This window comes from Limnohabitans sp. TEGF003 (assembly GCF_055395455.1).
This window is the reverse complement of sequence record NZ_AP029225.1, coordinates 3,043,009-3,068,394: the sequence shown is the minus strand read 5'-3', so window position 1 is coordinate 3,068,394 and position 25,386 is coordinate 3,043,009. Positions and strand designations below refer to the sequence as shown.

Annotated in this window: 24 protein-coding genes; 17 read left to right on the top strand and 7 right to left on the bottom strand. The window is 63.8% G+C overall.

The features are described from left to right. Positions 1–12 precede the first annotated feature (12 nt). From ACZ5RT_RS14630 to ACZ5RT_RS14590, 9 genes are all read left to right on the top strand, one after another. Entirely contained in the window at positions 13–2,130 is a 2,118-nt protein-coding gene (locus tag ACZ5RT_RS14630) for a 3-hydroxyacyl-CoA dehydrogenase NAD-binding domain-containing protein (RefSeq protein WP_464452933.1), read from the top strand. Positions 2,131–2,177: 47 nt separating this feature from the next. Then, positions 2,178–3,359, top strand: a complete 1,182-nt coding sequence (locus ACZ5RT_RS14625; protein WP_464452932.1) for an acetyl-CoA C-acyltransferase — start codon at positions 2,178–2,180, stop codon at positions 3,357–3,359. A gap of 8 nt (positions 3,360–3,367) precedes the next feature. After that, positions 3,368–4,564 carry an acyl-CoA dehydrogenase family protein gene (locus ACZ5RT_RS14620; RefSeq protein ID WP_464452931.1) on the top strand — a complete coding sequence of 399 codons (1,197 nt, stop codon included), beginning with the start codon at positions 3,368–3,370 and terminating at the stop codon, positions 4,562–4,564. Positions 4,565–4,574: 10 nt separating this feature from the next. Then, on the top strand, positions 4,575–5,708 hold the full coding sequence (locus ACZ5RT_RS14615) for an acyl-CoA dehydrogenase family protein (protein WP_464452930.1): 1,134 nt from the start codon (positions 4,575–4,577) through the stop codon (positions 5,706–5,708). 4 nt (positions 5,709–5,712) lie between these two features. Next, a complete protein-coding gene (locus tag ACZ5RT_RS14610) occupies positions 5,713–6,930 on the top strand; it encodes a CaiB/BaiF CoA transferase family protein (RefSeq protein ID WP_108326991.1) in 1,218 nt (405 codons plus the stop codon). A gap of 27 nt (positions 6,931–6,957) precedes the next feature. Continuing rightward, a complete protein-coding gene (locus ACZ5RT_RS14605) occupies positions 6,958–7,938 on the top strand; it encodes a tripartite tricarboxylate transporter substrate binding protein (protein ID WP_464452929.1) in 981 nt (326 codons plus the stop codon). Positions 7,939–7,952: 14 nt separating this feature from the next. Beyond that, complete coding sequence (locus ACZ5RT_RS14600; protein WP_464452928.1) at positions 7,953–8,945, top strand: Bug family tripartite tricarboxylate transporter substrate binding protein; 993 nt, start codon at positions 7,953–7,955, stop codon at positions 8,943–8,945. 27 nt (positions 8,946–8,972) lie between these two features. Beyond that, positions 8,973–9,728, top strand: coding sequence for an electron transfer flavoprotein subunit beta/FixA family protein (locus tag ACZ5RT_RS14595; protein WP_108312888.1), 756 nt, complete (start codon positions 8,973–8,975; stop codon positions 9,726–9,728). Positions 9,729–9,826: 98 nt separating this feature from the next. Next, the gene (locus tag ACZ5RT_RS14590; RefSeq protein ID WP_464452927.1) at positions 9,827–10,759 is read left to right on the top strand and encodes an electron transfer flavoprotein subunit alpha/FixB family protein; all 933 of its coding nucleotides are present in this window, start codon (positions 9,827–9,829) and stop codon (positions 10,757–10,759) included. A 239-nt stretch (positions 10,760–10,998) separates the two neighbouring features. Here the strand turns inward: ACZ5RT_RS14590 and ACZ5RT_RS14585 are convergent, their stop codons facing one another. From ACZ5RT_RS14585 to ACZ5RT_RS14560, 6 genes are all read right to left on the bottom strand, one after another. Further along, complete coding sequence (locus tag ACZ5RT_RS14585; protein WP_416559814.1) at positions 10,999–11,166, bottom strand: hypothetical protein; 168 nt, start codon at positions 11,164–11,166, stop codon at positions 10,999–11,001. Positions 11,167–11,176: 10 nt separating this feature from the next. Further along, positions 11,177–12,250: a YeeE/YedE thiosulfate transporter family protein gene (locus tag ACZ5RT_RS14580; RefSeq protein ID WP_464452926.1), complete on the bottom strand. Its 1,074-nt coding sequence runs from the start codon at positions 12,248–12,250 to the stop codon at positions 11,177–11,179. 16 nt (positions 12,251–12,266) lie between these two features. After that, on the bottom strand, positions 12,267–13,211 hold the full coding sequence (locus tag ACZ5RT_RS14575; protein WP_464452925.1) for a sulfurtransferase: 945 nt from the start codon (positions 13,209–13,211) through the stop codon (positions 12,267–12,269). A gap of 146 nt (positions 13,212–13,357) precedes the next feature. Further along, entirely contained in the window at positions 13,358–14,575 is a 1,218-nt protein-coding gene (locus tag ACZ5RT_RS14570; protein WP_464452924.1) for an MFS transporter, read from the bottom strand. Positions 14,576–14,683: 108 nt separating this feature from the next. Further along, entirely contained in the window at positions 14,684–15,055 is a 372-nt protein-coding gene (locus ACZ5RT_RS14565; protein WP_464452923.1) for a hypothetical protein, read from the bottom strand. Between the two features lie 101 nt (positions 15,056–15,156). Beyond that, positions 15,157–16,689 (bottom strand): YifB family Mg chelatase-like AAA ATPase, encoded by a 1,533-nt coding sequence (locus ACZ5RT_RS14560; RefSeq protein WP_291928269.1) that lies wholly within the window; start codon positions 16,687–16,689, stop codon positions 15,157–15,159. Positions 16,690–16,887: 198 nt separating this feature from the next. Between ACZ5RT_RS14560 and ACZ5RT_RS14555 the strand changes: the two genes are divergently transcribed. From ACZ5RT_RS14555 to ACZ5RT_RS14545, 3 genes are read left to right on the top strand one after another with little or no spacing between them, the layout of a single operon-like run. Continuing rightward, positions 16,888–17,637 (top strand): TorF family putative porin, encoded by a 750-nt coding sequence (locus ACZ5RT_RS14555; protein WP_291928272.1) that lies wholly within the window; start codon positions 16,888–16,890, stop codon positions 17,635–17,637. 28 nt (positions 17,638–17,665) lie between these two features. Further along, positions 17,666–18,004 (top strand): P-II family nitrogen regulator, encoded by a 339-nt coding sequence (gene glnK / locus ACZ5RT_RS14550; protein WP_108427952.1) that lies wholly within the window; start codon positions 17,666–17,668, stop codon positions 18,002–18,004. 23 nt (positions 18,005–18,027) lie between these two features. Then, positions 18,028–19,563, top strand: coding sequence for an ammonium transporter (locus ACZ5RT_RS14545; protein WP_464452922.1), 1,536 nt, complete (start codon positions 18,028–18,030; stop codon positions 19,561–19,563). 108 nt (positions 19,564–19,671) lie between these two features. Here ACZ5RT_RS14545 and ACZ5RT_RS14540 read toward each other — a convergent pair whose 3' ends face one another. Continuing rightward, positions 19,672–20,550, bottom strand: a complete 879-nt coding sequence (locus tag ACZ5RT_RS14540; protein WP_291925646.1) for a LysR family transcriptional regulator — start codon at positions 20,548–20,550, stop codon at positions 19,672–19,674. A 146-nt stretch (positions 20,551–20,696) separates the two neighbouring features. On the opposite strand from ACZ5RT_RS14540, the gene ACZ5RT_RS14535 reads away from it, so the two are divergent. Genes ACZ5RT_RS14535 through ACZ5RT_RS14515 form a run of 5 tightly spaced genes read left to right on the top strand, consistent with a single transcriptional unit; the run spans position 20,697 to position 25,319 of the window. After that, on the top strand, positions 20,697–21,296 hold the full coding sequence (locus ACZ5RT_RS14535) for a PCC domain-containing protein (RefSeq protein ID WP_291925649.1): 600 nt from the start codon (positions 20,697–20,699) through the stop codon (positions 21,294–21,296). Beyond that, on the top strand, positions 21,289–21,705 hold the full coding sequence (locus ACZ5RT_RS14530; RefSeq protein WP_291925652.1) for a PPC domain-containing DNA-binding protein: 417 nt from the start codon (positions 21,289–21,291) through the stop codon (positions 21,703–21,705). Before ACZ5RT_RS14535 ends, ACZ5RT_RS14530 begins: the two co-directional genes overlap by 8 nt. A 34-nt stretch (positions 21,706–21,739) precedes the next feature. Next, positions 21,740–22,567: an SDR family NAD(P)-dependent oxidoreductase gene (locus tag ACZ5RT_RS14525; protein WP_291925655.1), complete on the top strand. Its 828-nt coding sequence runs from the start codon at positions 21,740–21,742 to the stop codon at positions 22,565–22,567. Beyond that, complete coding sequence (locus ACZ5RT_RS14520; RefSeq protein WP_291925657.1) at positions 22,564–23,733, top strand: acetyl-CoA acetyltransferase; 1,170 nt, start codon at positions 22,564–22,566, stop codon at positions 23,731–23,733. Before ACZ5RT_RS14525 ends, ACZ5RT_RS14520 begins: the two co-directional genes overlap by 4 nt. Further along, complete coding sequence (locus ACZ5RT_RS14515; protein WP_291925662.1) at positions 23,730–25,319, top strand: acyl-CoA synthetase; 1,590 nt, start codon at positions 23,730–23,732, stop codon at positions 25,317–25,319. Before ACZ5RT_RS14520 ends, ACZ5RT_RS14515 begins: the two co-directional genes overlap by 4 nt. Positions 25,320–25,386 lie beyond the last annotated feature (67 nt).

Here is a 25,386-nt window from a genome sequence, read left to right as displayed (position 1 = left end):
TTGGAGTTTTGTGTGAGCCTTTCTGCAGCACCCGCCGTCCGCACCGAGCGTGCGGGCGATATCCTGGTTGTCACCCTCGACCACCCGCCGGTCAATGCCCTGAATGTGGAGGTGCGCCGGGGTCTGCTTCAGGCCGTGCAGCAGGCGCAAGCCGACGCGCAGGTACGCGCTGTGCTGATCGTGGGCGCCGGTCGCGCCTTCATCGCTGGCGCGGACATCCGCGAATTTGGCAAACCACCGCTGCCACCCAGCCTGCCCGAGGTGTGCAACGGCATCGAAGCCTGCGACAAGCCTGTCATTGCCGCCATCCACGGCCCGGCGCTGGGCGGGGGGCTGGAAATCGCCATGTCCGCCCACTACCGGCTGGCCCTGGGCGATGCTCGTCTGGGTTTGCCCGAAGTTCAGCTTGGCCTGCTGCCAGGTTCGGGTGGCACGCAGCGCGCGCCCCGTTTGATGGGTCTGCGCCCCGCCGTGGAGCTGATGCTCAGCGGCCGCCACATGGGGGCCCAGGAAGCGCTGGACGTGGGCCTGATCGACCGCCTGGCCGAAGGCCGCGATGTGCGCGCTGCCGGTCTGGCTTATGCCGCCGAGTTGCTGTCTGCGGGGGCTGGCGTGCGACGCACGCGCGATGTGGACACGCTGTTCCGTGACAAAGCCGGATCTCTGGCCACGCTGGAGACTTTGCGCAGTGAGACCGCCCAAAAATCACGCGGCCTGTTCTCGCCCCTGAAGGTGATCGAGGCGGTGCAGGCCGGTCTGGACTTGCCGTTCGATGAAGCCCTGAAATTCGAGCGTCAGCTGTTTTTGCAGTGCATTGACAGCCCTCAGCGTGCCGGTCTGATCCATGCGTTCTTTGCCGAGCGTGAAGTCGTCAAGGTCCCCGAAGCCCGGGCGGCCAAGCCACGCGCCATCGCCTCGGTGGGCGTGGTCGGTGGCGGCACCATGGGCGCAGGCATTGCGGTGTCGGTGCTCGACGCCGGCTTGCCCGTGACCATGGTGGAGCGCGACGAGGCGTCGATCGCCCGTGGCCGCGCCCATGTGGAAAAGGTGTATGACGGCCTGGTGGCCAAGGGCCGCATGACGCCCGAGGCCAAGGCCGACGTGATGGCCCGCTTCACCGGCAGCACAAATTACCAAGCGTTGGCCTCGGTGGACCTGGTGATTGAAGCCGTGTTTGAAGACCTGACCGTCAAACAGGCGGTGTTTGCCGAGTTGGACCGGGTCTGCAAGCCCGGCGCGGTGCTGGCCACCAACACGTCTTACCTGGACATCGACGCGATCGCGGCGAGCACTGCGCGCCCGCAGGACGTGATTGGCCTGCACTTTTTCTCGCCGGCCAACATCATGAAGCTGCTGGAAATCGTCGTGCCCGCCCAGGTGGCGGCCGATGTCGTGGCCACGGCCTTCGAGCTGGCGAAAAAGCTCAGGAAAGTGGCTGTGCGCGCCGGGGTGTGCGACGGCTTCATCGGCAACCGCATCCTGGCGGTGTACCGTGCCGCGGCCGACCACATGATGGAAGACGGCGCTTCACCCTACGAAATTGATGCGGCGGTGCGCGACTTTGGCTACCCCATGGGCCCGTTTCAGGTCTCGGACCTGGCCGGCGGCGACATCGGCTGGGCCACGCGCAAACGCCGTGCACCCACCCGCGATCCCCAAGCCCGTTATGTGCAGATTGCCGACCGCATCTGCGAGCGTGGCTGGTTCGGCCAGAAAACCGGCCGTGGCTATTACCTCTACCCGCAAGGGGCCCGCACGGGTCAGCCCGACCCCGAAGTGCTCGCCATCATCGATGCCGAACGCCAGCGCGCCGGCATCACCCCGCGCAGATTCACACCCGAAGAGATCATGCGGCGTTACATGGCGGCCATGGTCAACGAAGGGGCCAACGTGGTGGCGCAAGGCATTGCGCTGCGCCCGCTCGATGTGGATGTGACCTTTTTGTACGGCTACGGTTTTCCGCGTCACCGTGGCGGGCCGATGAAATACGCCGACATGGTGGGCCTGGACAAGGTGCTCGACGACATCCGCGAGTTCGCCAAGGCAGATCCCGTGTTCTGGAAGCCCTCGCCCCTGCTCGAACGCCTGGTGGCCGAAGGCCAGAACTTCGACAGCCTGAACCGCCTTTGAGTCACCTCTGACCCACCCGATTTCAGTTTTCAAGGAAAGGACACGCCATGCGTGAAGCCGTCATCGTCTCGACCGCCCGTACCCCTCTGGCCAAATCCCACCGGGGCGAATTCAACATCACGCCCGGGCCCACGCTGGCCGCGTTCGCCGTCCAGGCGGCAGTGCAGCGCGCTGGCATCGACCCGGCCCTGATCGAGGACGCCATCCTCGGTTGTGGCTACCCCGAAGGCATCACCGGGCGCAACGTGGCGCGCCAGGCCATCATCCGCAGCGAGCTGCCGTTGTCGATCGCCGGCACCACCATCAACCGCTTTTGCGCTTCCGGCCTGCAGGCGATTGCCATGGCCGCAGGCCGCATCGTGGTTGACGGTGCGCCTGCCATGATCGCCGGGGGTGTGGAAAGCATCTCGGGCATCCGCTCGCGCGACGATGGCAACTTGGGCATGGACCCCTGGATTTTGGAGCGCAAGCCCGAGCTCTACATGGCCATGATCGACACCGCCGACATCGTGGCCCGCCGCTACGGCATCAGCCGCGAAGCGCAGGACCGGTTCTCGGTCGAGAGCCAGCGCAAGACGGCCGAAGCCCAGGCCGCAGGCCGCTTTGACGACGAGATCGTGCCTTGCACCACGGTCATGGCCGTGACCGACAAGGCAACCGGTGTGGTGAGCCAGCGCGAAGTGACCGCCACGGTCGACAACTGCAACCGCCCCGGCACCAGCTACGAATCGCTGGCCAAGCTGCAGCCCGTCAAAGGCCCTGAGCAGTTCATCACCGCCGGCAATGCCTCGCAACTGTCTGACGGGGCATCGGCCTGCGTGCTGATGGAAGCGGGCGAGGCTTCGCGTCTGGGCCTGCAGCCTTTGGGTGCCTTCCGCGGCATGGCGGTGGCCGGTTGCGAACCTGACGAAATGGGCATCGGTCCGGTGTTCGCTGTGCCCAAGTTGCTAGCGCGCCATGGCCTCAAAGTCGATGACATCGACCTGTGGGAGCTCAACGAAGCCTTCGCCTCGCAGTCCATCTATTGCCAGCAAAAGCTGGGCATTCCCGACGAGCGCTTGAACGTCAATGGCGGGGCCATTTCCGTGGGTCACCCCTTCGGCATGACCGGCGCGCGCCTGGCCGGACATGTGCTGCTCGAAGGCCGACGCCGCAAAGCCAAGTACGCCGTGGTCACCATGTGCATCGCGGGCGGTATGGGCGCTGCGGGCCTGTTTGAAATTTACTGAGGAACGACATGGATCTGAACTTCACCCCCGAAGAAGAAGCCTTCCGCGCCGAGGTGCAGGCTTTTCTGAAAGAGAAACTGCCCCAGCGCATCGCCAGCAAGGTCAAGGCCGGTCAGCGCCTCTCCAAAGCTGACCAGGATGAGTGGCACGCCATCCTGAACGCGCGTGGCTGGTATGCCAACCACTGGCCCCAGGCCTGGGGTGGCCCCGGCTGGGGCGCGGTGCAGAAATTCATCTTTGACCACGAGTGTGCACTGGCCGGCGGGCCGCGCATCGTGCCTTTTGGTGTCAACATGCTGGGGCCTGTGCTCATCAAATACGGCAACGAAGCGCAAAAGCGTTACTGGCTGCCACGCATCTTGAGCGGCGAGGACTGGTGGTGTCAGGGCTATTCCGAGCCGGGTGCCGGCTCCGATCTGGCCTCGGTCAAAACCACGGCCGTGCGCCAGGGTGAGCACTACATCGTCAATGGCCAGAAAACCTGGACCACCCAGGGCCAGCACGCCAACATGATTTTCTGTCTGGTGCGCACCGACCGCGACGCCAAGCCGCAGGAAGGCATCAGCTTTTTGCTGGTGGACATGAAGAGCCCGGGCGTGGAACTGCGCCCGATCCGCACGCTCGACGGCGACCGCGAAGTCAACGAAGTCTTCTTCACCGATGTGAAAGTACCGGTCGAAAACCTGGTGGGTGAGGAGAACAAGGGCTGGACCTGCGCCAAATACCTGCTGACTTACGAGCGCACGGGCATTGCCGGTGTGGGCTTCTCGATGGCTGCGCTCGAAAAGCTCAAGGTGGTGGCCAGCAAGGTGCACCGCAACGGCAAGCCTCTGAGCCAGGACCCGCTGTTTGCCACCCGCATGGCCAAGGTCGAGATCGATCTGGAGAACATGAAGACCACCAACTTGCGCGTGATCGCTGCGGTGGCCGGTGGTGGCGTGCCGGGAGCCGAGAGTTCCATGCTCAAGATCCGCGGCACCGAGATCCGCCAGGAAATCCTGTCGCTGATCCGCCGTGCCATGGGGCCGTATGCGCTGCCCTACATCGAAGAGGCCCAGTACGAAGGCTACACAGATGAGCCCGTGGGCCCCAAGGAAGCCGCCACGGCCGCTGCCAATTACTTCAACTACCGCAAGCTGTCGATCTTCGGCGGCTCCAATGAAATCCAGAAAAACATCATCTCCAAGATGATCCTGGGACTGTGAGGCCCACGCGATGAATTTCGAACACACCGAAGACCGCCGCATGCTGGCGGACTCTCTCAACCGTTTCGTGGCCGAGCAATACGGCATCGAGTTCCGCAACCACCATGCCTATGGCGAGCAGGGCTTTGCCGCAGAGCGCTGGCAGCAGTTTGCCGAGCTCGGCGCCATCGGCGCGCTGTTTCCCGAAGCCGTGGGCGGCTTTGGCGGTGCCGGCTTTGACATTGCCGTAGTGTTCGAGTGCCTGGGCCGTGGCCTGGTGACCGAACCTTTCCTGGGCGCCTTGATGGTCGGCCGTGCGCTGACTGCCGCAGGCAGCGAGGCCCAGAAGGCACGCATGGCCGAACTGATCGATGGCAGCACCGTGGCCGCGCTGGCTCACGATGAGCCGCAGGGCCACTACGAGCTGGAACGCGTGGCCACCCGTGCCGAGCGTCAGCGCGATGGCTGGGTGATTTCGGGCCGCAAGGCGGTGGTGGTGCACGGCCAACACGCCCAGCTGCTGCTGGTGTCGGCCCGCACTTCGGGCGCGGTGGACAGTGCAGAGGGCATCACGCTCTTCCTGGTGCCGGGCGATGCCGCTGGTGTGCAGCGCCGCAGCTACAACCGCATCGACGGCGGCAGTGCCTGCGAGCTGGTGCTCGACCAGGTGCGTGTGGATGCCAGCGCATTGCTTGGCACCGAAGGCCAGGGCCTGGCCGTGCTGGAGCAAGCGGTGGGCTGCGGTGTGCTGGCGCTGTGTGCCGAGGCCGTGGGGGCCATGGACGTGGCCAAACAAAGCACGCTCGAATACCTGCAAACGCGCAAACAGTTTGGTAAACCGATTGGCAGCTTCCAGGCCCTGCAACACCGCATGGCCGATCTGCTGCTCGAGGTGGAGCAGGCGCGCTCGGCGGTCATCAATGCCGCCGCCGCCCTGGACGCTGACCGCATCACCCGGGAACGCGCGCTGTCGGCGGCCAAGTTCACCATCGGTCGTATTGGCACGCGGGTGGCCGAAGAAAGCATTCAGCTGCACGGCGGCATCGGCATGACCTGGGAGTTGCCGCTGTCGCATTACGCCAAGCGCCTGGTCATGATCGACCACCAGCTCGGCGACGAAGACCACCACCTGGCCCGCTACATGGCCCTGGGTGCAGAGGGCTGAAGCCATGGACATGCCACTTGAAGGCGTGCGGGTCCTGGACCTGTCGCGCGTGTTTGCAGGCCCCTTGTGCGGGCAGGTGCTGGCCGACTTCGGTGCCGAAGTCATCAAGGTGGAGCATCCCGGTCGCGGGGACGATACCCGTGACTGGGGCATGCGCATCGGCAAGACGGAGACGACCTACTACAACAGCATGAACCGCAACAAGCGGTCCATCACCGTGGATCTGCAGACGCCCGAAGGACAAAAGCTGATCCACGACCTGCTGCCGCAGTTCGACGTCGTCATTCAGAACTTCAAGACCGGCGGCGCCGACAAACTGGGTCTGGGCTATGCCCAGCTGAAAGCGATCAGGCCTGACCTGATCTATTGCTCGGTGGCCGGCTACAACAGCGCCGGACCTGAAGCCAAACGCCCGGGCTACGACCTGGTGATCCAGGGCGAGGCCGGCCTCATGGCCATCAACGGCGAAGCCGGGCAGGCCCCGCTCAAGTTTGGCGTGGCCGTGGTGGACATGATGACCGGCATGTACGCCGCCCAGGCGGTGCTGGCGGCACTGTTCCGTCGTGAGCGCACGGGCCAGGGTCGGCACATCGAGATGTCGCTGTACGACTGTGGCCTGATGGTCACAGGCTATTACGGCCTGGACGCCATGCTGCTGGGTCGCGATCCCCAGCGTTACGGCAACGCCCACCCGTCCATCGTGCCTTACGGCATGTTCGAGGCGGCGGACGGTCCGCTCATCATCGCGGTGGGCAACAACAGCCAGTTTGACAAGTTCTGCCGTGAGGTGGTGCAGCGCCCCGACATCGTGGAGGACCCGCGTTATGCCACCAACGTGGAGCGTGCCAAAAACCGGCTCACGCTGCTGCCCATGATGATGGCACTGATTCGCAGCTTCCCCCGCGACGTGCTGCTGCAGCGCCTGAGCGCGGCAGGCATTCCCTGCGGCAAGGTGGCGGGTCTGCACGAAGCGCTGACCAGCGAGCGCACCCGCCAAGGCGGTCTGCTCCAGGAAATGCCACACCCGGTGGCCGGCAGCACCCATGTGTTCGCGCCACCCTACCGGCTTGACGGCGAACGCCTGCCGATCCGCAACGCGCCACCCACGCTGGGCGAAGGCACCCGCGAGGTGCTGCAGAAATTACTGCAGATGTCCGAGCAGGCGCTGCAGGATTTGCAAACCAGGGGGGTGCTGACGCTGCCCCCCTCACAACCGAACTGACGCTTTTTTTTCAGAGGAAGTACCTTCATGAACATCATCCGATGCACTCGCCGCGCCCTGTTGGCTGCACTGCTGCCGCTGGTGGCGACCACCGCTCTGGCCGATGCCTGGCCGAGCCGCCCCATCAAGCTCGTTGTGCCATTTCCGGCGGGCGGCCCGACCGACACCGCTTCGCGCATCCTCGGCCAGAAACTGGCCGAGCGGCTCAAGCAGCCTGTGGTGGTGGAAAACCGTGCCGGGGCTTCCGGCTCGATTGCTGCCAAGCAGGTCATGGACAGCCCGGCCGATGGCTACACCCTGATGATGCTGGCCACGCCCACGCTGCTGGCCCCCCACATCTACAAGAAAACCGGCTACGACACGGTGAAAAATTTCACGCCCGTGGCCACCATTTATGACCTGCCGATTGTGGTGGTGGTCAACCCTGCCCAGATGCCCAGCGTGACCGATGTGCAGCGGCTCATCACGCATGCCAAGGCGCGACCTGGTCAGATCAACTACACCAGCTCCGGCCCCGGCAGCTTTGGACATCTGAGCATGGAACTGCTCAAGGAGCTGGGTCAGTTTGACATGCAACATGTACCCTATAAGGGCGGTGTGCCGGCCATCACCGACACCATCGGCGGCCAGGTGCCTGTGATGTATGCCGACCTGGTGGCAGCCCTGCCGCATATCCAGTCGGGCAAGCTGCGTGCGATTGCGGTCGGCTCGCCGCAACGCGTGGCCATGCTGCCGCAAGTCAAGACCATTGCCGAGCAAGGTTTCAAGGGCTTTGATGCCGTCTCCTGGGGTGGCCTGCTGGCCCCCTTGGGCACCCCCAAGGAAGTGGTGGCGCGCATCAACAAAGAGGTGACAGAAATTCTGGCTGACAAAGCGGTGCAAGAAAAGATGCTGACCGCTGGCGCCATCGCCAATTATCAGAGCGCTGAGCGCATGGCTGCCCGCATCCAGGGCGACTACGACAAATGGGGCCGAGTGATTCGCAACAAGTCCATTGGTGTGGACTGAACAGGAGCACAGAGATGAACGTTTTCAAAACATCGATTTTCAACCGCCGCACCCTGCTGGTCGCCGCAATGGCACTGAGCACTGTCAGCGCCTGGGCCCAGGCTTACCCCAGCAAGCCCATCAAGCTGATCGTGCCTTACGCCGCTGGCGGTGCAACCGACATCACAGCCCGCACTCTGGGCGAGAAGCTCGCTACTCGCCTGGGTCAGCCCGTGCTGGTGGACAACCGCGGTGGCGCCGGTGGCGTCACCGGTACCGACCAGGCCTTGAAGTCGCCGGCGGACGGCTACACCTTCCTGGTTTCGTTGGGCACGACCATGCTCATCAACCAGTACCTGTACGAGAAGCTGCCCTACAACCCGCAAAAAGACCAGGCCTTGATCACGCAGATCGCGCTGGCACCAGTGGTGCTTTTGGTCAACCCGCAACTGCCGGTGAACAACGCGCCCGAACTGATGCAGTACATCGAGCGCAACAAAAGCAAGCTGGCCTACGGGTCCTGGGGTATGGGCTCGTATGCCCACTTGGCCGGTGCCTGGCTGTCGGACAACTTCAAGGCCGACATGAACCACGCCGCTTACAAGGGTGAAGCCCTGATGCTGCAGGACCTGGTCGGTGGCCAGATCCAGATGACTTTCGCCAGCCTGCAGTCAGCACGTCCCTACATCGAATCGGGCCGACTGAAGGTGCTGGCGGTCACTGGCATGCAACGCATGCCTGCGCTGCCCAAGGTGCCCACCATGATCGAGCAGGGCATCAAGGACGAGGTGTTTCGCGTCACGGGTTGGGTGGGCATGAGTGCACCTGCCAAGGTCCCGGCCGATGTGCTCAACCGCGTGGCCACCGAAGTGCGCGCCATCATCGCGCAGCCCGATATGCGCGAGCGCATCCAGCAAATGGGCTTCATTCCCGTGGGCAGCACGCCCGAGGAATTCGCAGTCCAGTTCAAGAAAGACGCCCCGGTCTGGGAACGTCTGGTCAAACTCTCTGGCGCCAAGCTCGATTGAGCGGTGCTGTATACCCAAGGAGACACCATGAAAATTCTCGTTCCCGTCAAGCGGGTGGTGGACTACAACGTCAAGGTCCGCGTGAAGTCCGATGGTTCGGGCGTGGACATTGCCAACGTCAAGATGAGCATGAACCCCTTTGACGAGATTGCCGTTGAAGAAGCCGTGCGCCTGAAAGAAAAAGGGCTGGCCACCGAAGTGATCGCCGTCTCTTGCGGCGTGACCCAGTGCCAGGAAACCCTGCGCACCGCCATGGCCATCGGTGCCGACCGCGGCATTTTGGTCGAGACCCCCGCTGACTTGGACCTGCAGCCCCTGGCCGTGGCCAAGCTGCTCAAGGCCCTGGTGGACAAAGAGCAACCCGGCCTGATCATCCTAGGCAAGCAAGCCATTGACGACGACTGCAACCAGACCGGTCAGATGCTGGCCGCATTGGCCGACCTGCCCCAAGCCACCTTCGCCTCCAAGGTCGAGATCGTGGACGGCAAAGCGCAAGTGACCCGCGAGATCGACGGCGGCCTGGAAGTGCTCAGCATCAGCCTGCCTGCGGTGGTCACCACCGACCTGCGCCTGAACGAGCCGCGCTACGTGACCTTGCCCAACATCATGAAGGCCAAGAAAAAGCAGCTCGACACCTTCAAGCCGGAAGACCTGGGCGTCGATGTGGCCCCCCGCATCAAGACCCTGAAGGTGGCAGAACCCGCCAAGCGCAGCGCCGGCATCAAGGTGCCCGACGTCGCCACGCTGGTGGATAAGCTGAAAAACGTGGCCAAAGTGATCTGAGGCTCTTTGTGGGAGGCCGCCCCCGCGGCCGAATGGCGATGAACAGCCATTCGCGAGCAGGGGCTCGCTCCCACAGAACAACGAATCAAGGAAAAAACATGACTTCTCTGGTTATTGCAGAACACGACAACGCCTCCATCAAAGGCGCGACCCTGAACACCATCACCGCCGCTGCCGCTTGCGGTGGTGATGTGCATGTGCTCGTCGCTGGCCACAACGCCGCTGCTGCCGCGCAAGCCGCTTCCAAAATAGCGGGCGTGGCCAAAGTCATCCACGCCGACAGCGAAGCCCTGGCCCATGGCCTGGCCGAGAACGTCGCCGCCCAAGTGCTGGCCATCGCGGGCAACTACAGCCACATCCTGTTCCCCGCGACGGCCGCAGGCAAGAACGTGGCCCCCCGCGTGGCGGCCAAGCTTGATGTGGCGCAAATCAGCGATGTGACACAAGTCATCTCGGCCGACACCTTCGAGCGCCCGATCTACGCGGGCAACGCCATGGCCACCGTGCAGTCCACCGACGCGACCAAAGTGATCACCGTGCGCACCACCGGCTTTGACGCCGCAGCCGCCACAGGTGGCTCGGCTGCCGTCGAATCCGCAGCCGCACAAGCAGACAGCGGCAAGAGCAGCTTCAAGGGCAGCGAGATCGCCAAGAACGACCGCCCTGAACTCACCGCCGCCAAGATCATCGTCTCGGGTGGCCGGGCATTGGGCAGCGCCGAGAAGTTCAACGAAGTGATGACGCCGTTGGCCGACAAGCTGGGCGCGGCCATTGGCGCGAGCCGTGCAGCGGTCGATGCCGGTTACGCCGCCAACGACCTGCAGGTTGGCCAGACCGGCAAAATCGTCGCGCCGCAGCTGTACATCGCAGCGGGCATCTCGGGTGCGATACAGCACCTGGCGGGCATGAAGGATTCGAAGGTGATCGTGGCGATCAACAAAGACCCCGAAGCGCCGATCTTCAGCGTGGCCGACTTCGGCCTCGAGGCCGATCTGTTTGCGGCTGTGCCGGAGATGGTCCAGACAATTTGATGTCTGTCATGCCGTTGCTGGCGGCAATCTGGCCAGGGGCTGTATGGGGTGGAATGCCCAAGCGTTTCAACGGTCTTCGGCCCTTTGACCGTCTTGAGCGAAAGGGCTGGCGCGCATTCGGGTCAGAAAACGACCGCCCCCATGGCAGAGCCATTTCTGCAGCAGGGATGTGGGCGGCGGGATTGTGGACAGTCTCACGAGAAATTCAAACCTCGGGAGATTGAACCCAAACAGTCGCTTCACTTGGCCATCGAACAATGCCCCCCACTCGTGGCCTGGCCCGAGCCGGCCGCAATCAGCGGCGGTTCGTTGCGCAGATCTACGGGATTGGATGTCTTGAAGTCCCAGGCCAGAAAGGCGGCCAGGCTGAGCCAGAAGACCGCTTGCAGTTGCTGTGTTTTGTTCATGCAGCCTCCTTCAAAACTGGTAGTGGCGGCGCACGCGCACACCGATCAGCGTGCCCGCAAAGGCCATGGGTACCCAGATCCAACCGTGCAGACTGCCAGTGGAGATGCCGCTGAGCATGGCGCCGATGTTGCAGCCAAAGGCCAGGCGCGAGCTGTAGCCCATCACAAAACCGGCCACCAGGCCGATCACCCATTGCTGCGTTGTGAGGGGTTTGCTGTCGCCAGGCGCCTTGGCCGAGACCCACAGCGCGCCGCCCAGGATGCCGATGTTGGTGATGGTGGTCACGTCCATCAGCACGGTTTGCGTCAGGCGCTGCGCGTTGCCAGCTTGGCCCCAGAAGGCGTTGCCCGCAGGGTCGAACAGGCCCAGCGCCACCACGCCTTTGGCGGCCCACAGGCCAAAGCCATAGACCACGCCCCAGGGTTGGCCGGCCAGCAGCAGGTTGATGGTGGCCAGAATGGCCAGCGCCACGGCACCCCAGAGCCAGCGTTTGTTGAACCAGGTCTGACCCGCGCCCACCCACAGGCGGGTGACCACCAGCACGGCGGCCAGCAGCGCCAGGGTCAGGCCCAAGGCCCCGGAAGTGCCCAGTTGCTCACTCAGGCTCACGGGTTCCATCTGGCCCAGTGACAACCAGCTGTCCAGGTGCACCGAGCCCAAAAAACTGCCCAAAGCAAACAAGGGCAGGATGCCCATGTTGAGCGGCACACCCAGGCCCGCTTTGTAGAGCGTGCCAGAGCCGCAGCCGTCGGCAATTTGCATGGTCAATCCGAACACGAAAGCGCCCACCAGCAGGCTCACGCTGGGTGGCCCCAAGGCGGCGTGCAGTTCAGAAAACTGGCCCAGCAGCGGCAGCGCCGCCAAACTGGCCAGTGCCAGCAGCAGCACCTGGCCGGTCACGCCTTGCGGGTTGCGTTGTTCGATGAGCTGACGCCAGCCGGTGGTGAACCCAAAGCGTGCCCCGGCCAAAGCCGCGCCCATGCCCACGCCCACCAGGAGCAAGACCGACTGGCGCACCGAGACTTCGAGGATCAGGAAGATGAAAAAAGCGGCCAGGATGGCCGCTAAAGGGAGTCGTTTCATAAGTCTTATTGGACCATCATTTGCTGAAGGTTTTGGCGCCCCAGGCCTTGGCATCCTGCAGCAGCTGGGTGGTGCGGCTGGGCACGTTGGCCATGGGCAGACCGTTCGGGTCTTGCGACCACTCGACCATGGAGCCCGCGTAGAGTTTCACGTTTTTCTGGCCCAGCACTTCGGACATGGCAAACCAGTTGGTCGCTGCCCAGTGGCCGGTGTTGCAGAAAGACACGGTTTCTTTGGCGGGGTCGATCGGGCTGGCGGCGGCGATTTTCTTGGCCTGGTCAGCGGGCACAAAGGTCGAGCTGCCGGGGGCGAACCACTTGTCGTGTTGCAGGTTCACAGCGCCGTCCAGGGTGCCAGCCACTTTGGCAGCGGGGGCTTTGGTTTCGCCGTTGAAGAAGGCGGCAGGGCGGGCGTCGATCAGGGTGGCGTCACCGGCCTTCACGCGCTGGATCAGCTCTTCTTTGGTGGCGATCTGGCTGTGGTCCAGCTTGGGCTGGAAGTTGCTGGCGGCGACTTTGACGGCGTCGGTGTTTTGCGTCAGACCGGCTTCGCTCCAGGCTTTCAGGCCGCCGTTGAGCACGGACAGTTCCTTGAGGCCCAGCACTTTCAGCGTCCAGTACACGCGGGCGGAGGCACCGAAGTCGGTGGCGTCAGCGCCGCTCGACACCACCACTGCGTGGGTGGCGGGCGTCAGGCCCAGGCTTTGCACCAGCGCCGTCAGCTTGGGCAACTCGGGCAGTTCGCCCGGGTTGTGCGCGGGGCCGCGCCAGCTGCCGTAAGGTGCGTTGACCGCGCCGGCGATGTGCCCGGCGGCATAAGACTTGGCGTCGCGGATGTCGATCACGCGCACTTGGGGGTTGTTCAGTTTGGCCTGCAGCTCGGCGGGGCTGAGCAGGGGTTGGGCGGCCGAGGCGGCGGCCGACAGGGCCAGGCCCAGAACCAGGGTGGTGAGGTGTTTCATTTGGACAATCCCTTTAGGGTGGTTGAAAACAATGGTGCGATTGTGGCCAGCCACCAAAGACATGGGAACGATTTTTTAGTTGGTTATATATGCCGTTGTGGATATAAGCAGGGGCGCAGCTTCGGGTGTGGCGGTTTGCACACCCCTCAAGGCTGGGTATTCAGGGCATGTCTTTGCGCCACCCACAAGGCGGCGGTGGCCAACAGGCTGGCCACCAGCAGCCACAGCAGGGCCAACTGGTAACCGCTTGCGGGTGACCACAGCAGGCCCACCGTCAAAGGGGCAGCGGCTCTGGCCACCGCGATCGGCAGACCCAGCAAGCCATTGAGTTGGCCTACGTGGTCGCGGCTCACGTATTGGGCCAGCGCCGTCCCCTTGACGATGGTGATCATGCCGTTGCCCAGGCCGAACAACAGCACAAACAGCAGTGCCCCTGCCGGGTGAAAACCCCCGAGCAACAGCGCCAGCACCCCCATGGGAATGAAGCCAGGGATCCAGCGGTTGGCGGTGTGCACGTCCCAGCGGCGTTCAAAGAGAAACAGCACCACGCGCCCCACCACCTGGATCACGCCAATGGCTGCCGGCACGGCAATCACCCATGTGGGGGACAAACCCGCCTCTTGCAGCAAAGCGATCATGTGGGCGGGCAGGGCAGAGGTGACCGACATCATGAGCACCATGAACAGGGCCAGCAGCCAAAAGGGGGCGTGCCGCAGGTGTTCACGCACCGAGACCGTGGACTGCAGCGTCGTTGGCCTGTTGTTTCCATTTTTTGACGGTGCATGGCAGGAGGAGCGCGGTGCGCCTTGCAGCAGCCAGCCGTGCAAAGGCATGCACACCAAAAATTGCAGCGCCGCCAGCGCCCACAGGGCTTGTCGCCAACCCCACAGGTCCATCCACCAGGAAAACAAAGGGATGAACACGGTGCTGGCCAAGCCGCCGAGAAACGTGAGGGCGATGATGGCGCGGCGAAAGTCCTGCCCATAGCGCCGTGTGACCACTGCAAATGCCGGGGTGTAGAGCGTGGCGGCCATGCCCAGGCCCAGCCAGATCCAGGCGGCATAAAACCCGGCCACCGATGTCACTGCGCTGTGCCCCAGCAAACCCAGCCCCACCCAAACCGACCCCAGCGTCATCACCACACGCTCGTGTCCGGCGTCGATCCAGCGGCCGACCGCATAAGCCATCAAGCCCTCGGCCAGCAACGCCAGGCTGAAGGCCAGCGAAGACTCGGCCCGGCCCATGCCCAGCTCGGCCTCCAGGGGCGTCATGAGCAAGGAAAAGGTGTAGAAAACACTGCCCCAGGTGATGAGCTGGGGCAAAGACAGCCAGAAGCTGAAGGGAATCAGGCGCGGTGGGTGCACGGCAGAAAGTGCTTCAGGCCGCCACGCTGCGGTACAGAGGATGCATGGGTCAGAGCATACCCTTGACAAACACGCGGCCCGTCATGACCGCTGCCAGTGCAGTCTGTCTCAGCGCACGGGGTAAACCAGCTGCCAGCCCTCCGGGCAATAAGCGGTGTTCGGGTAAAACTGCCCCACCGAGCTGCAAAAGTAGCTGGCACTCGCGGGCGGAGGCGGTGGCACGTAGGTGACCGGGGGTGTCACATAAGTCACCTGGGGCGGCGGTGCGGTGCTTGGTTGACTGGCCGCTGCGCTGATGGCGGCGCCGGCAATGCCCAACACGATCAGTGGCCCCAACCAGTCGGATGAACGTTGGTGGTAGCCGGAAGAGGCGCGTGGGTGGTGCCCATGGCCATGACCGTGGGGGCCCCCAGCCAAGGCCTGTGTGCTCACGGCCCCCAGGGACAGCGCCATCACCAAAGTACCCAAAGTCTTTTTCATCGTTTGCCTCTCCAGGAGTGTGTCCAACCTTAACGCGCCCGTCAGGCCGGTGCCGACAAAGCCCCTGTGGAGGTGTTTTCAGTTGTAACCGGCGCTGCGCGTCAGGATTCCTTGAGCACCCGCCGGTACTGCACCGCTTCGGCCACGTGTGCGGCGGCAATGGTGTCGCTGCCGGCCAGATCAGCGATGGTGCGGGCGACTTTCAGGCTGCGGTGGGTGCTGCGTCCGCTCCAGCCGAGCTTGGCGGCAGCCTTTTGCAGCAAGCTGGTGGCGCTGTCGTCCAGACGTGAATGGGTGTCGATGGCCTGGCCTTGCAACGCCGCGTTGGCGCAGCCTTGCCGGGCCAGCGCCCGTTCACGGGCGGCCAGGCTGCGGGCCGCAATGGCCTTGGTGCTTTCGCCGGGCGGGGCGTTCAGCAGGTCTTGTGCACTCAGGCTGGGCACTTCGATGTGCAAATCGATCCGGTCGAGCAGTGGCCCGCTGAGCTTGCCCTGGTAGCGGCTGACCTGGTCGGGCGAGCAGCGGCAGGCCCGCGTGCTGCTGCCCAGGTAGCCGCAGGGGCAGGGGTTCATGGCGGCGACCAGCTGAAAACGCGCTGGAAACTCGGCCCGCCGCGCTGCCCGGGCGATGGTGATCGTGCCGCTCTCCAGCGGTTCGCGCAGGGCTTCCAAAGCGGCTCTTGGAAACTCCGGGAGTTCGTCCAGGAACAGCACCCCATGGTGCGCCAGTGAAATTTCTCCAGGTCGGGGCGGCGAGCCCCCACCGACCAAAGCCACGGCACTGGCCGAATGGTGCGGCTGGCCGGTGGGGCGTTGCGCCCAGCGGGCCAAATCGAAGCGCCCGGCCAGGCTGGCCACCGCCGCCGACTCCAGCGCGTCTTCGATCGACATGGGCGGCAGCAAACCCGCAAAGCGCTGGGCCAGCATGGATTTGCCCGAGCCCGGTGGGCCGACCATGAGCAGCGAGTGGCCTCCTGCGGCGGCGATTTCCAGCACCCGTTTCACGCCGGCTTGGCCTTTCACATCGGCCAGGTCGGCGTAGCGTGGTGGTGCATGGGGCACAGAGGTCGCCATGCGCACCCAGCCCTCGCCCGGCTCCGGCGGGGGCTCGTTGGAGGGTGGCAGGAACTGTTGCACCACGTCGAGCAAATGCCGGGCCCGGAAGACTTCGGCGTCTGGTGCGAGGGCGGCCTCTTCGGCGCTGCCTGGGGGCAACACCAGCCGGGTGCGCACGTGTTGCTGGCGCAGCACCAGGCTCATGGCCAGGGCGCCACGCACCGGGCGCAGTTCGCCCGACAGCGACAACTCGCCCGCGAATTCGTAGCCTTCCAGCTTGCTGGCGTCGATCTGCCCGCTGGCGGCCAATATGCCCAGCGCAATCGGCAAGTCCAGCCGCCCGGAGTCTTTGGGCAAGTCCGCCGGGGCCAGGTTGACGGTGATGCGTTTGTTGTGCGGAAAGTCCAGCCCGCTGTTTTGCAAGGCTGAACGCACCCTTTCGCGGGCTTCCTTGACCTCGACATCGGCCAAGCCCACCAAGGTGAAGCTGGGCAGACCATTGGCCAGATGCACCTCGACGGTGACGGCGGGCGCTTGCAGGCCGACCAATGCGCGGCTGTGCACCAAACTGAGACTCATATCCTCTCCCTGCCCCATGCTGGTGCATGGTGTGTGTCCGTGCACGCAGATCATGCGCACGGATCTTGTTGGAATGCCATTCAAGCACGCACAGAGCGGGCATGCACTGGTAAATGCCCTTGGTGATGGGGTCTGAAGTGAGTTGGCACGCTATCTGCATGAGGTGCTTGTCCTTTCTTCACTTTTTTGGAGTTCACCATGAAAAAAATCCTCGTTCCTTCCCTGATGGCTCTGGCTTTGGGTTCTGTGAGCGGTTTGGCACAAGCCCAGACGGCGACTCCCGAGAGCAGCCTGTCCTTCAATGTGGGCGTGACCAGCGACTACCGTTACCGTGGCATTTCCCAGTCCCGTCTGCAGCCCGCTTTGCAAGGTGGTGTGGATTACGCCGACAAGAGTGGTTTTTATGTGGGCGCTTGGGGTTCCACGATCAAGTTCATCAAAGACTCTGGCGCTTCCAAAGGCAATGTCGAACTTGACTTGTATGGTGGCTACAAAGGTACTGTGGGGGCTGTTGCGTACGACGTTGGTTTCTTGCGCTATGAATACGTGGGCAACAAGCTTGGTGAAGTTCCGCTTTACGCAAATGCCAACACCAGCGAGGTTTACGGTGCGGCAACGTTTGGCGTTGTGACTGCTAAGTACTCTCATTCGTTGACCAACGTGTTTGGTACCCCTAACAGCAAAAACAGCTATTACCTTGACTTGAGCGCTGCTTTTGATCTGGGCAATGGTTTTACTTTGGTGCCGCATGTGGGTCATCAAATGGTCAAAAACAATGACGCCGGGACATACACCGATTACGCCCTGACACTCTCCAAAGATTTGGGTAATGGCTTGACAGCCAGCGCTGCTTTGGTGGGCACTGACGCAGACAAGGTGTTCTACACACTCAAAGATAAATTCAACGGCAAGTCTGGAGTGACAGTCGGCCTGAAGTACGCCTTCTAAGCCCCACAAAAACACACAAGGAGCCAACATGAAACTGGTGACCGCCATCATCAAACCCTTCAAGCTGGACGAGGTGCGTGAAGCACTTTCGGGCATCGGAGTGCAGGGCATCACCGTGACCGAAGTCAAAGGCTTCGGTCGTCAAAAAGGCCACACCGAGCTGTACCGCGGCGCGGAATACGTGGTCGACTTTTTGCCCAAAGTGAAGATCGAAGCCGCTGTCTCGGACGAACTGGTCGAGCGTGTGATCGAAGCCATCGAGTCCGGTGCCCGCACCGGCAAGATCGGCGACGGCAAGATCTTCGTGTACGACCTCGAGCAAGTGGTTCGCATCCGCACCGGTGAAACCGGCGCAGAAGCCCTTTGATGGACAAGAAAGAGAGTCGATAAATGAAAAAACTACTCGCTACCCTGGCCTTGGGCCTGAGTCTGGGTCTTGGTGTGTTCGGCACGGCGTCTGTCGCCACCGCACAAACCACTGCCCCTGCTGCCGTGACGGCACCAGCGGCTGAAGCCAAACCGGACGCAGCACCCGCCCCTGCAGCACCTGCTGCTGCGGCCCCCGCTGCAGCCGAAACCGCACCCGCACCCGTGCCCAACAAGGGCGACATCGCCTGGATGATGGTGTCCACCATCCTCGTGATCCTGATGGTCATTCCGGGCCTGGCCCTGTTCTACGGTGGCTTGGTGCGCAGCAAGAACATGCTGTCGGTGTTGATGCAGGTCGTGGTCACTTTCTCGATGATCACCGTGCTGTGGTTCATCTACGGCTACAGCCTGGCCTTCACCGAGGGCAACGCCTTCATTGGGGGCTTTGACCGCCTGTTCATGAAAGGCATCTGGGACAACGTGGGCGGCACCTTTGCCAACGCGGCCACCTTCAGCAAGGGCGTGGTCATTCCCGAGATCTCGTTTGCCGCTTTCCAGGCCACCTTCGCAGGCATCACCTGTGCGCTGATCGTCGGCGCATTCGCCGAGCGCATCAAGTTCTCTGCCGTGCTCGCTTTCATGGTGCTGTGGTTCACCTTCAGCTACCTGCCTGTGGCGCACATGGTCTGGTTCTGGATGGGCCCTGACGCCTACACCGCCAAGGAAGTGGCCGACGAAATGACCAGCAAGGCCGGCCTGATCTGGCAGTGGGGTGCACTGGACTTCGCAGGCGGCACGGTGGTGCACATCAACGCCGCTGTGGCGGGTCTGGTGGGTGCCTTCATGGTGGGCAAGCGCATCGGTTATGGCCGTGAAGCCATGGCGCCGCACAGCCTGACTTTGACCATGGTGGGCGCGTCCTTGCTGTGGGTGGGCTGGTTTGGTTTCAACGCCGGCTCGGCGCTGGAAGCCAACGGTTTCGCAGCCCTGGCCTTCATCAACACCTTGGTCGCCACAGCCGGTGCGGTGCTGGCCTGGTGCGTGGGTGAAGCCCTGATGCGCGGCAAAGCCTCCATGCTGGGTGCCGCTTCGGGTGCAGTGGCCGGCCTGGTCGCCATCACGCCCGCCGCAGGCAACGTCGGCCTCGGCGGTGGTCTGGTGATCGGCATCGTGGCAGGTTTTGCTTGCCTGTGGGGTGTGAACGGCCTGAAGAAGATGCTGGGTGCAGACGACTCGCTGGACGTGTTCGGTGTGCACGGTGTGGGCGGTATCGTCGGTGCCTTGCTGACCGGCGTGTTCAACTCGCCCGCCTTGGGTGGCCCGAGCGCCGTGGGTGACTGGGTCACCGTGGCCATGGTCACGCCAGACGCTTACTCCATCGCCGCTCAGGTCTGGACACAGGCCAAGGCTGTGCTGCTGACCATCGTCTGGTCGGGTGTGGTCTCGGTGGTCGCCTTCAAGATCGTGGACTTGACCATCGGTCTGCGTGTCACGGAAGAAGAAGAGCGCGAAGGTCTGGACATCTCTTCGCACGGTGAGTCGGCCTACCACGGCTAAAGCCGGTCAAGGCAAACCTCATGGCAAAGGGTGGCGCAAGCCACCCTTTGTTCATCGTGTCTTCAGCCCGCAACGCTTCGGCCCTGCGGGCTGTTTTTTGGGCGGGCCCTATTTGACCTTGGGCAGCATCTGCCGGAAGGCTTGCAAAACGGGGGACTGGTCGGATGACCGCCAGACGGCTTCGGTGGCCACCAGGGGTTTGTCGCCGCGCAGGGGTCGGTAGACCACACCTTGGCGTTGCAGCGCCTGCACACAGGCTGGCACCAGCGCCACGCCCAAGCCGCCGCTGACCATGCTGACGATGGTGTGCATCTGGCGGGCGCTGAAAATTTGCGGGCTGAAACCGTGCTTCATGCAAGTGGCCACGATGGCGTCGAACATCATCGGGCCGTTGTGCCGCTCAAAGCCCAGAAATTGCTCTTGCGCCAGTTTGCCCAAGGACACCGTGGTCTGTGCGGCGGCCGGGTGGTGTTCGGGCAAAGCCACCACCAGGGGCTCGTGCAGCACCAGTTGCGCATCCAGCGTGGGCGGCAGGTCCGAGGTCTGGAACACCAGGCCCAGGTCGATGCGCCCACTTTCCACGTCGTGGATCAGCTGGTCGGTGGTGCCTTCGAGCAAAGACACCTTGACCCGGGGGTAGTCCTGCGTGAAGCGCCGCAGCAGCGGCGGCAAAAACGAATAAGCGGGCAGGCTGATGAAGCCGATGGTCAGCGAGCCCATCAGGCCTTGGGCCGCTTCCTGGGCGCGGCGGCGCATCAGATCGGCCGAGGCCAGCACCGCATAGGCGTCTTGCAGGGCCTCTGCTCCGGCCGGGGTCAGGGCGATGCGGCGCGAGGTGCGTTCGAGCAGGCGCACGCCCAATTCGTCTTCGAGCTCCTTGATGGCGAGGCTGACCGGGGGCTGGGTGAGGTGCAGGCGTTGGGCGGCACGGCCGAAGTGGAGTTCTTCGGCCACAGCGACAAAACACCGCAGGTGGCGCATGTCCATTGATATTTTTTGCAAATAGATTGATCTGTAAAGTAAATTTAACAGAAACAAAGCGAGGCCCTGAATTGGTCTCAAAATACAAACCCAAAGCGACCCCACGAGGTCGAGCCAAGAACAGATGGCCAACACAGGCCAGGAGACATGACATGGCAGCTCCCGCACCGGGACACCTCCCGGAGCCCGCCTCCGGGCGGCCACGCACATTGGTCCATCCCGGGCCACGCGCAGACCTGCGCCTGTCACACGTGGCGGCCCATGGCGGGCGGCAAATCCGCTTGTCCTTGACGGCGGGCAATTGTTTGCACGAGGGCTTGACGCGTGCGCTGGGCGCTGCAGGTGTCCAGGCCGCCGCCATGGCGCTCATGGGCGGTGACCTGGCCGAGGTGGCGTATTGCCTGCCTGTCCCTGATCCTGCAGGCCAGCTCATGGCCACCTATGGCGAACCCATCGTCTTGCAGGGCGCCAGCTTGCTGCGCGGCAGCGCCACCCTGGGTCAGGACGAGCAGGGCGCTCCCGTGATCCATTGCCACGCCAGTTTCGCCGATGCCCAAGGCCGTGTGCGCGGCGGGCATGTGCTGACCCCCCGCACCGTGGTGGGCCAGCGGCCCGTCACGGTGTTGGTGTCGGTGTTGGATGGCGTGGCGCTGCGCCTGGGTTTTGACGACGAAACCCGCCTGCACATGCTCAAACCCCATGCCATCCAGCCCCCGGCTGTGGCCACCGTGGCAGGCACACACCATGGTTGAAGCTGTGCACACCATGCAAACCGAAGAGGGCCGTCTGGGCCGCATGGTGTATGGCCGCATGGCCCCCAACGAAGACCTGGTCCAGGGCCTGCAGGCCATTTGCCGCGCTCAGGGCCTGCGTCATGCGCTGGTGCGTGTGGGCTTGGGCAGCCTGGTCGATGCGTGTCTGCAGGTCCCTTCGGGTCAGCAAATCTTTGTCGAAGGCCCCGCCGTGGAGGTGCTCAGCCTGTTTGGCGAGCTGCGCACCGACGCCCACGGCCAGACCACGGCCGACCTGAACGGTGTGGTCGTCGATGCCGCAGGCCAGGTGGTCAGCGGTCGTTTTGTGCCCGGCCACAACCTGGTGTTTGCCACTTTGGAAGTCACTCTGGAAGAGTGGCTGCCCTCAGCCGAGTCCGGCGCTGTTTGATTTTTTTCACCCACCCAACCATTGACCCATCCACATGACCACTTCCTCAAATTCCATTCCTGTCACCACGCCTGTTGCTGTGGTGACCGGCGGTGCCCGCGGCATTGGCCTGGCCATCGGCCAGTGGTTCCTGAACCACGGCTACAAGGTCGCCTTGCTCGACGTTGACCAGGCCACGCTGGCCGCCACCGAGCGCACACTGGCCCGCCCGGGTGATGTGCTGGCGCTGCACTGCGATGTGTCGCAACCCGATCAGGTCGATGCCGCAGCGGCCGCCGTGGTGGCCCGCTTTGGCCGGGTCGATGCGCTGGTGAACAACGCGGGTGTGGCGGTGTTCAAGCCGGTGCTGGAGACCACGTTTGCCGAATGGCGGCAGGTGCTCAGCACCAACCTGGACGGCGCGTTTTTGTGCTCGCATGCCTTTGGCGCGATCATGGCCGCCCAGCGCAGCGGCGCGATCGTCAACATCGCCTCGATCTCGGGCCTGCGTGCCAGCACGCTGCGCGTGGCCTACGGCACCAGCAAGGCCGCGCTGATCCACCTGACCAAGCAATTCGCGGTGGAGCTGGGCAACTATGGTGTGCGCACCAACGTGATTTGCCCCGGCCCGGTCGAGACCGAGATGGCCAAGCTGGTGCACAGCGTGGCGATCCGCTCGGACTATTACGACACCATCCCGCTGGGCCGCTACGGCAGCACCGAAGAGATGGCCAACACCGTGGGCTTTTTGTGCAGCAAAGAGGCCAGCTTCATCAATGGCCAGTTTCTGGCGGTGGATGGCGGTTTTGACGCCTCGGGTGTGGGTTTGCCCACCTTGCGCCGCACCACCCCCGAGCTGCAGAACGTGGGAGCCGCATCATGAGCAGCAGCTGCATCATTGGCTGGGGCCACACCCCGTTTGGCAAGCTCGACGCGGTCGATGCCGAGCAACTGATCCGCGATGCGGTGCAACCCGCGCTGGACAGCGCCGGCTTGCAGGCGCAAGACATCGATGGCGTGTTTGTGGGCCACTACAACGGCGGCTTCATGCCGCAGGACTTCACCGGGGCGCTGGTGGCCATGGCGGTGCCGGGCCTGCGCCATGTGCCCGCGGTGCGTCTTGAGAACGCCTGTGCCACCGGTTCGGCGGCCATCTGGGCCGCCATGGACGCGGTCGAATCCGGCCGTGTGCGCCACGCGCTGGTGGTGGGCTTCGAGATCATGAACGCCGTGCCCGGTGCCAAGATCGCCGAAACCTTGCTGCGCTGCTCTTATGTGAAAGAAGAAGCGGCCAACCCGGCCGGTTTTGCGGGCGTGTTTGGCACCATCGCGGCCACGTATTTCGAGCGCTTTGGCGACCAGAGCGACGCACTGGCCGCCATCGCCGCCAAGAACCACGCCAACGGGCTGAAGAACCCGTTCGCCCACATGCGCCGCGATCTGGGTTTTGACTTTTGCCGCCACCCGTCCGACAAAAACCCATTTGTGGCGGGTCCGCTCAAGCGTTCGGACTGCTCTTTGGTGTCCGACGGCGCCGCTGCGCTCGTGATCTCCAAAGCGCCCGTGGCCGGTGCCCGCGTGCCCGCCGTGCGCTGGAAGTCGCGCACGCAGGTGAATGAATATTTGCCCCTGTCGCGCCGCGACCCGACCCGTTTTGAAGGGGCGGCCATGGCCTGGCACAAGGGGCTCGATGCCGCCGGGGTGTCGCTCAAGGATCTGTCGTTTGTGGAAACGCACGACTGCTTCACAGTGGCCGAGTTGCTCGAATACGAAGCCATGGGCCTGGCCCCGCACGGACAGGGCGCACGCGTCATTCTGGATGGCGTGACCCGCATCGATGGGGCACTGCCGGTCAACCCCTCGGGCGGTCTCAAGTCACGCGGGCACCCGATCGGGGCCACCGGGGTGTCGCAGCACGTCATGGCCGCCATGCAACTGACGGGCGAGGCGGGCGATATGCAGCTGCCCAATGCCCGGCTGGGTGCGGTGTTCAACATGGGCGGCGCGGCGGTGGCCAATTATCTGAGCGTGCTGGAGCGTGCGGCATGAGCGACGCACAGGTCATGAACCTGTCGGCCCTGCTGGCGCAGACAGCCGCGCTGTTCCCGGACCGGCCGGGGCTGATTCAGGGTGAGCGCCAGTGGACCTGGCGCGAGATCAACGCGCGGGTGGACGCTTTGGTGCAGGGCCTGCGCGAGATGGGCATGCAGCCGGGCGACAAGCTGCTGGTGCAGTCGCGCAACAGCCTGGCCATGTTCGAGAGTTGCTGGGCCGCTTTTCGGTTGGGCGCGGTTTGGGTGCCGACCAATTTCCGGTTGACGCCGCCCGAAGTGGCCTACCTGGGCAGCTCCAGCGAGGCCACCTTCATGCTGGCCGAGGATGTGTTTGCCGGGCATGTGGACGCCGTGCGCGAAGCCAGCCCCCGCCTGCAACACGTCATCACCATCGGCAAGCCGCGTGCGGGCGAAACGGCTTACGAAGACCTGCTGGCACGCCATGCGGGTGCGCCCACCGCCATGGCAACCGTCACGCCCGACCAGGTGCTGTGGTACTTCTACACCTCGGGCACCACCGGCCGCCCCAAGGCCGGCATGCTGACGCATGGGCAGCTGGCGTTTGTGGTGACCAACCACCTGGCCGATCTGATCCCCGGGACGTGTGAGACCGACTGCTCGATCGCGGTGGCGCCTTTGTCGCATGGCGCGGGCATCCATGCCCTGCTGAATGTGGCGCGGGGCGCGGCCACGGTGCTGCTGCCGTCCGAGCGCATGGAACCGGCCGAAGTCTGGCGTCTGGTCGAAAAGCACCGCGTGACCAACCTGTTCACCGTGCCCACCATCGTCAAGCTGTTGGTCGAAGACCCGGCGGTGGACCAGTTCGACCACAGCAGCCTGCGCTATGTGATCTACGCGGGTGCCCCGATGTACCGGGCCGACCAGAAATTGGCCTTGCAAAAACTCGGCCCGGTGCTGGTGCAGTACTTCGGTCTGGGTGAGGTGACGGGCTGCATCACCGTGCTGCCGCCTTCCATGCACGCCATCGATGATGCCGACCCGAATGCGAACATCGGCTCTTGCGGGCGGCCACGCACCGGCATGGAGGTGGCGATTCTGGACGCGCAGATGAACCCGGTGCCCACGGGCACGGTGGGCGAAATCTGCTGCCGGGGCCCGGCCGTGTTCGCGGGTTACTTCAACAACGAAGACGCCACGACCAAGGCGCTGCGCGGGGGCTGGTTCCACACCGGCGACCTGGGGCGGCTCGACGCGCGGGGTTTGCTCTACATTACAGGGCGAGAATCCGACATGTACATTTCGGGGGGCTCCAACGTCTACCCGCGTGAAGTGGAAGAAATTTTGCTGACGCACCCTGCCGTGGCCGAAGTGGCCGTGCTGGGTGTGCCCGATGCCAAATGGGGCGAGGTGGGCGTGGCCGTGGTGGTCAGCCGTGACCCGGCCCTGACGGCGCAAGCACTGTTGGCGCATCTGGAGGGGCGTTGTGCCAAGTACCGCTGGCCGCGTCATGTCTTTTTCTGGGATGCCTTGCCCAAGTCGGGTTACGGGAAAATCACCAAGAAAGACATCCGCCAGATGCTGGAAGAACGAGGCGACCTGCAGTTGCAGGCCGTGACTTGAGAAGAGAGAGAAGTGAAGTGGGGCCACCCGGCCCCGAGTTTGATCGATGACCCACCTTTAGGAGACT

What these genes read in the sequence shown, in the direction of transcription:
- ACZ5RT_RS14600 (WP_464452928.1), top strand. Translation starts at nt 7,953, where the DNA reads ATGAACGTTTTCAAAACATCGATTTTCAACCGCCGCACCCTGCTGGTC.
- ACZ5RT_RS14605 (WP_464452929.1), top strand. Translation starts at nt 6,958, where the DNA reads ATGAACATCATCCGATGCACTCGCCGCGCCCTGTTGGCTGCACTGCTG.
- ACZ5RT_RS14575 (WP_464452925.1), bottom strand. Translation starts at nt 13,211, where the DNA reads ATGAAACACCTCACCACCCTGGTTCTGGGCCTGGCCCTGTCGGCCGCC.
- ACZ5RT_RS14585 (WP_416559814.1), bottom strand. Translation starts at nt 11,166, where the DNA reads ATGAACAAAACACAGCAACTGCAAGCGGTCTTCTGGCTCAGCCTGGCC.
- ACZ5RT_RS14525 (WP_291925655.1), top strand. Translation starts at nt 21,740, where the DNA reads ATGACCACTTCCTCAAATTCCATTCCTGTCACCACGCCTGTTGCTGTG.
- glnK (WP_108427952.1), top strand. Translation starts at nt 17,666, where the DNA reads ATGAAACTGGTGACCGCCATCATCAAACCCTTCAAGCTGGACGAGGTG.
- ACZ5RT_RS14515 (WP_291925662.1), top strand. Translation starts at nt 23,730, where the DNA reads ATGAGCGACGCACAGGTCATGAACCTGTCGGCCCTGCTGGCGCAGACA.
- ACZ5RT_RS14555 (WP_291928272.1), top strand. Translation starts at nt 16,888, where the DNA reads ATGAAAAAAATCCTCGTTCCTTCCCTGATGGCTCTGGCTTTGGGTTCT.
- ACZ5RT_RS14580 (WP_464452926.1), bottom strand. Translation starts at nt 12,250, where the DNA reads ATGAAACGACTCCCTTTAGCGGCCATCCTGGCCGCTTTTTTCATCTTC.
- ACZ5RT_RS14565 (WP_464452923.1), bottom strand. Translation starts at nt 15,055, where the DNA reads ATGAAAAAGACTTTGGGTACTTTGGTGATGGCGCTGTCCCTGGGGGCC.
- ACZ5RT_RS14520 (WP_291925657.1), top strand. Translation starts at nt 22,564, where the DNA reads ATGAGCAGCAGCTGCATCATTGGCTGGGGCCACACCCCGTTTGGCAAG.
- ACZ5RT_RS14610 (WP_108326991.1), top strand. Translation starts at nt 5,713, where the DNA reads ATGGACATGCCACTTGAAGGCGTGCGGGTCCTGGACCTGTCGCGCGTG.
- ACZ5RT_RS14625 (WP_464452932.1), top strand. Translation starts at nt 2,178, where the DNA reads ATGCGTGAAGCCGTCATCGTCTCGACCGCCCGTACCCCTCTGGCCAAA.
- ACZ5RT_RS14530 (WP_291925652.1), top strand. Translation starts at nt 21,289, where the DNA reads ATGGTTGAAGCTGTGCACACCATGCAAACCGAAGAGGGCCGTCTGGGC.
- ACZ5RT_RS14535 (WP_291925649.1), top strand. Translation starts at nt 20,697, where the DNA reads ATGGCAGCTCCCGCACCGGGACACCTCCCGGAGCCCGCCTCCGGGCGG.
- ACZ5RT_RS14595 (WP_108312888.1), top strand. Translation starts at nt 8,973, where the DNA reads ATGAAAATTCTCGTTCCCGTCAAGCGGGTGGTGGACTACAACGTCAAG.
- ACZ5RT_RS14540 (WP_291925646.1), bottom strand. Translation starts at nt 20,550, where the DNA reads ATGGACATGCGCCACCTGCGGTGTTTTGTCGCTGTGGCCGAAGAACTC.
- ACZ5RT_RS14590 (WP_464452927.1), top strand. Translation starts at nt 9,827, where the DNA reads ATGACTTCTCTGGTTATTGCAGAACACGACAACGCCTCCATCAAAGGC.
- ACZ5RT_RS14615 (WP_464452930.1), top strand. Translation starts at nt 4,575, where the DNA reads ATGAATTTCGAACACACCGAAGACCGCCGCATGCTGGCGGACTCTCTC.
- ACZ5RT_RS14545 (WP_464452922.1), top strand. Translation starts at nt 18,028, where the DNA reads ATGAAAAAACTACTCGCTACCCTGGCCTTGGGCCTGAGTCTGGGTCTT.
- ACZ5RT_RS14560 (WP_291928269.1), bottom strand. Translation starts at nt 16,689, where the DNA reads ATGAGTCTCAGTTTGGTGCACAGCCGCGCATTGGTCGGCCTGCAAGCG.
- ACZ5RT_RS14620 (WP_464452931.1), top strand. Translation starts at nt 3,368, where the DNA reads ATGGATCTGAACTTCACCCCCGAAGAAGAAGCCTTCCGCGCCGAGGTG.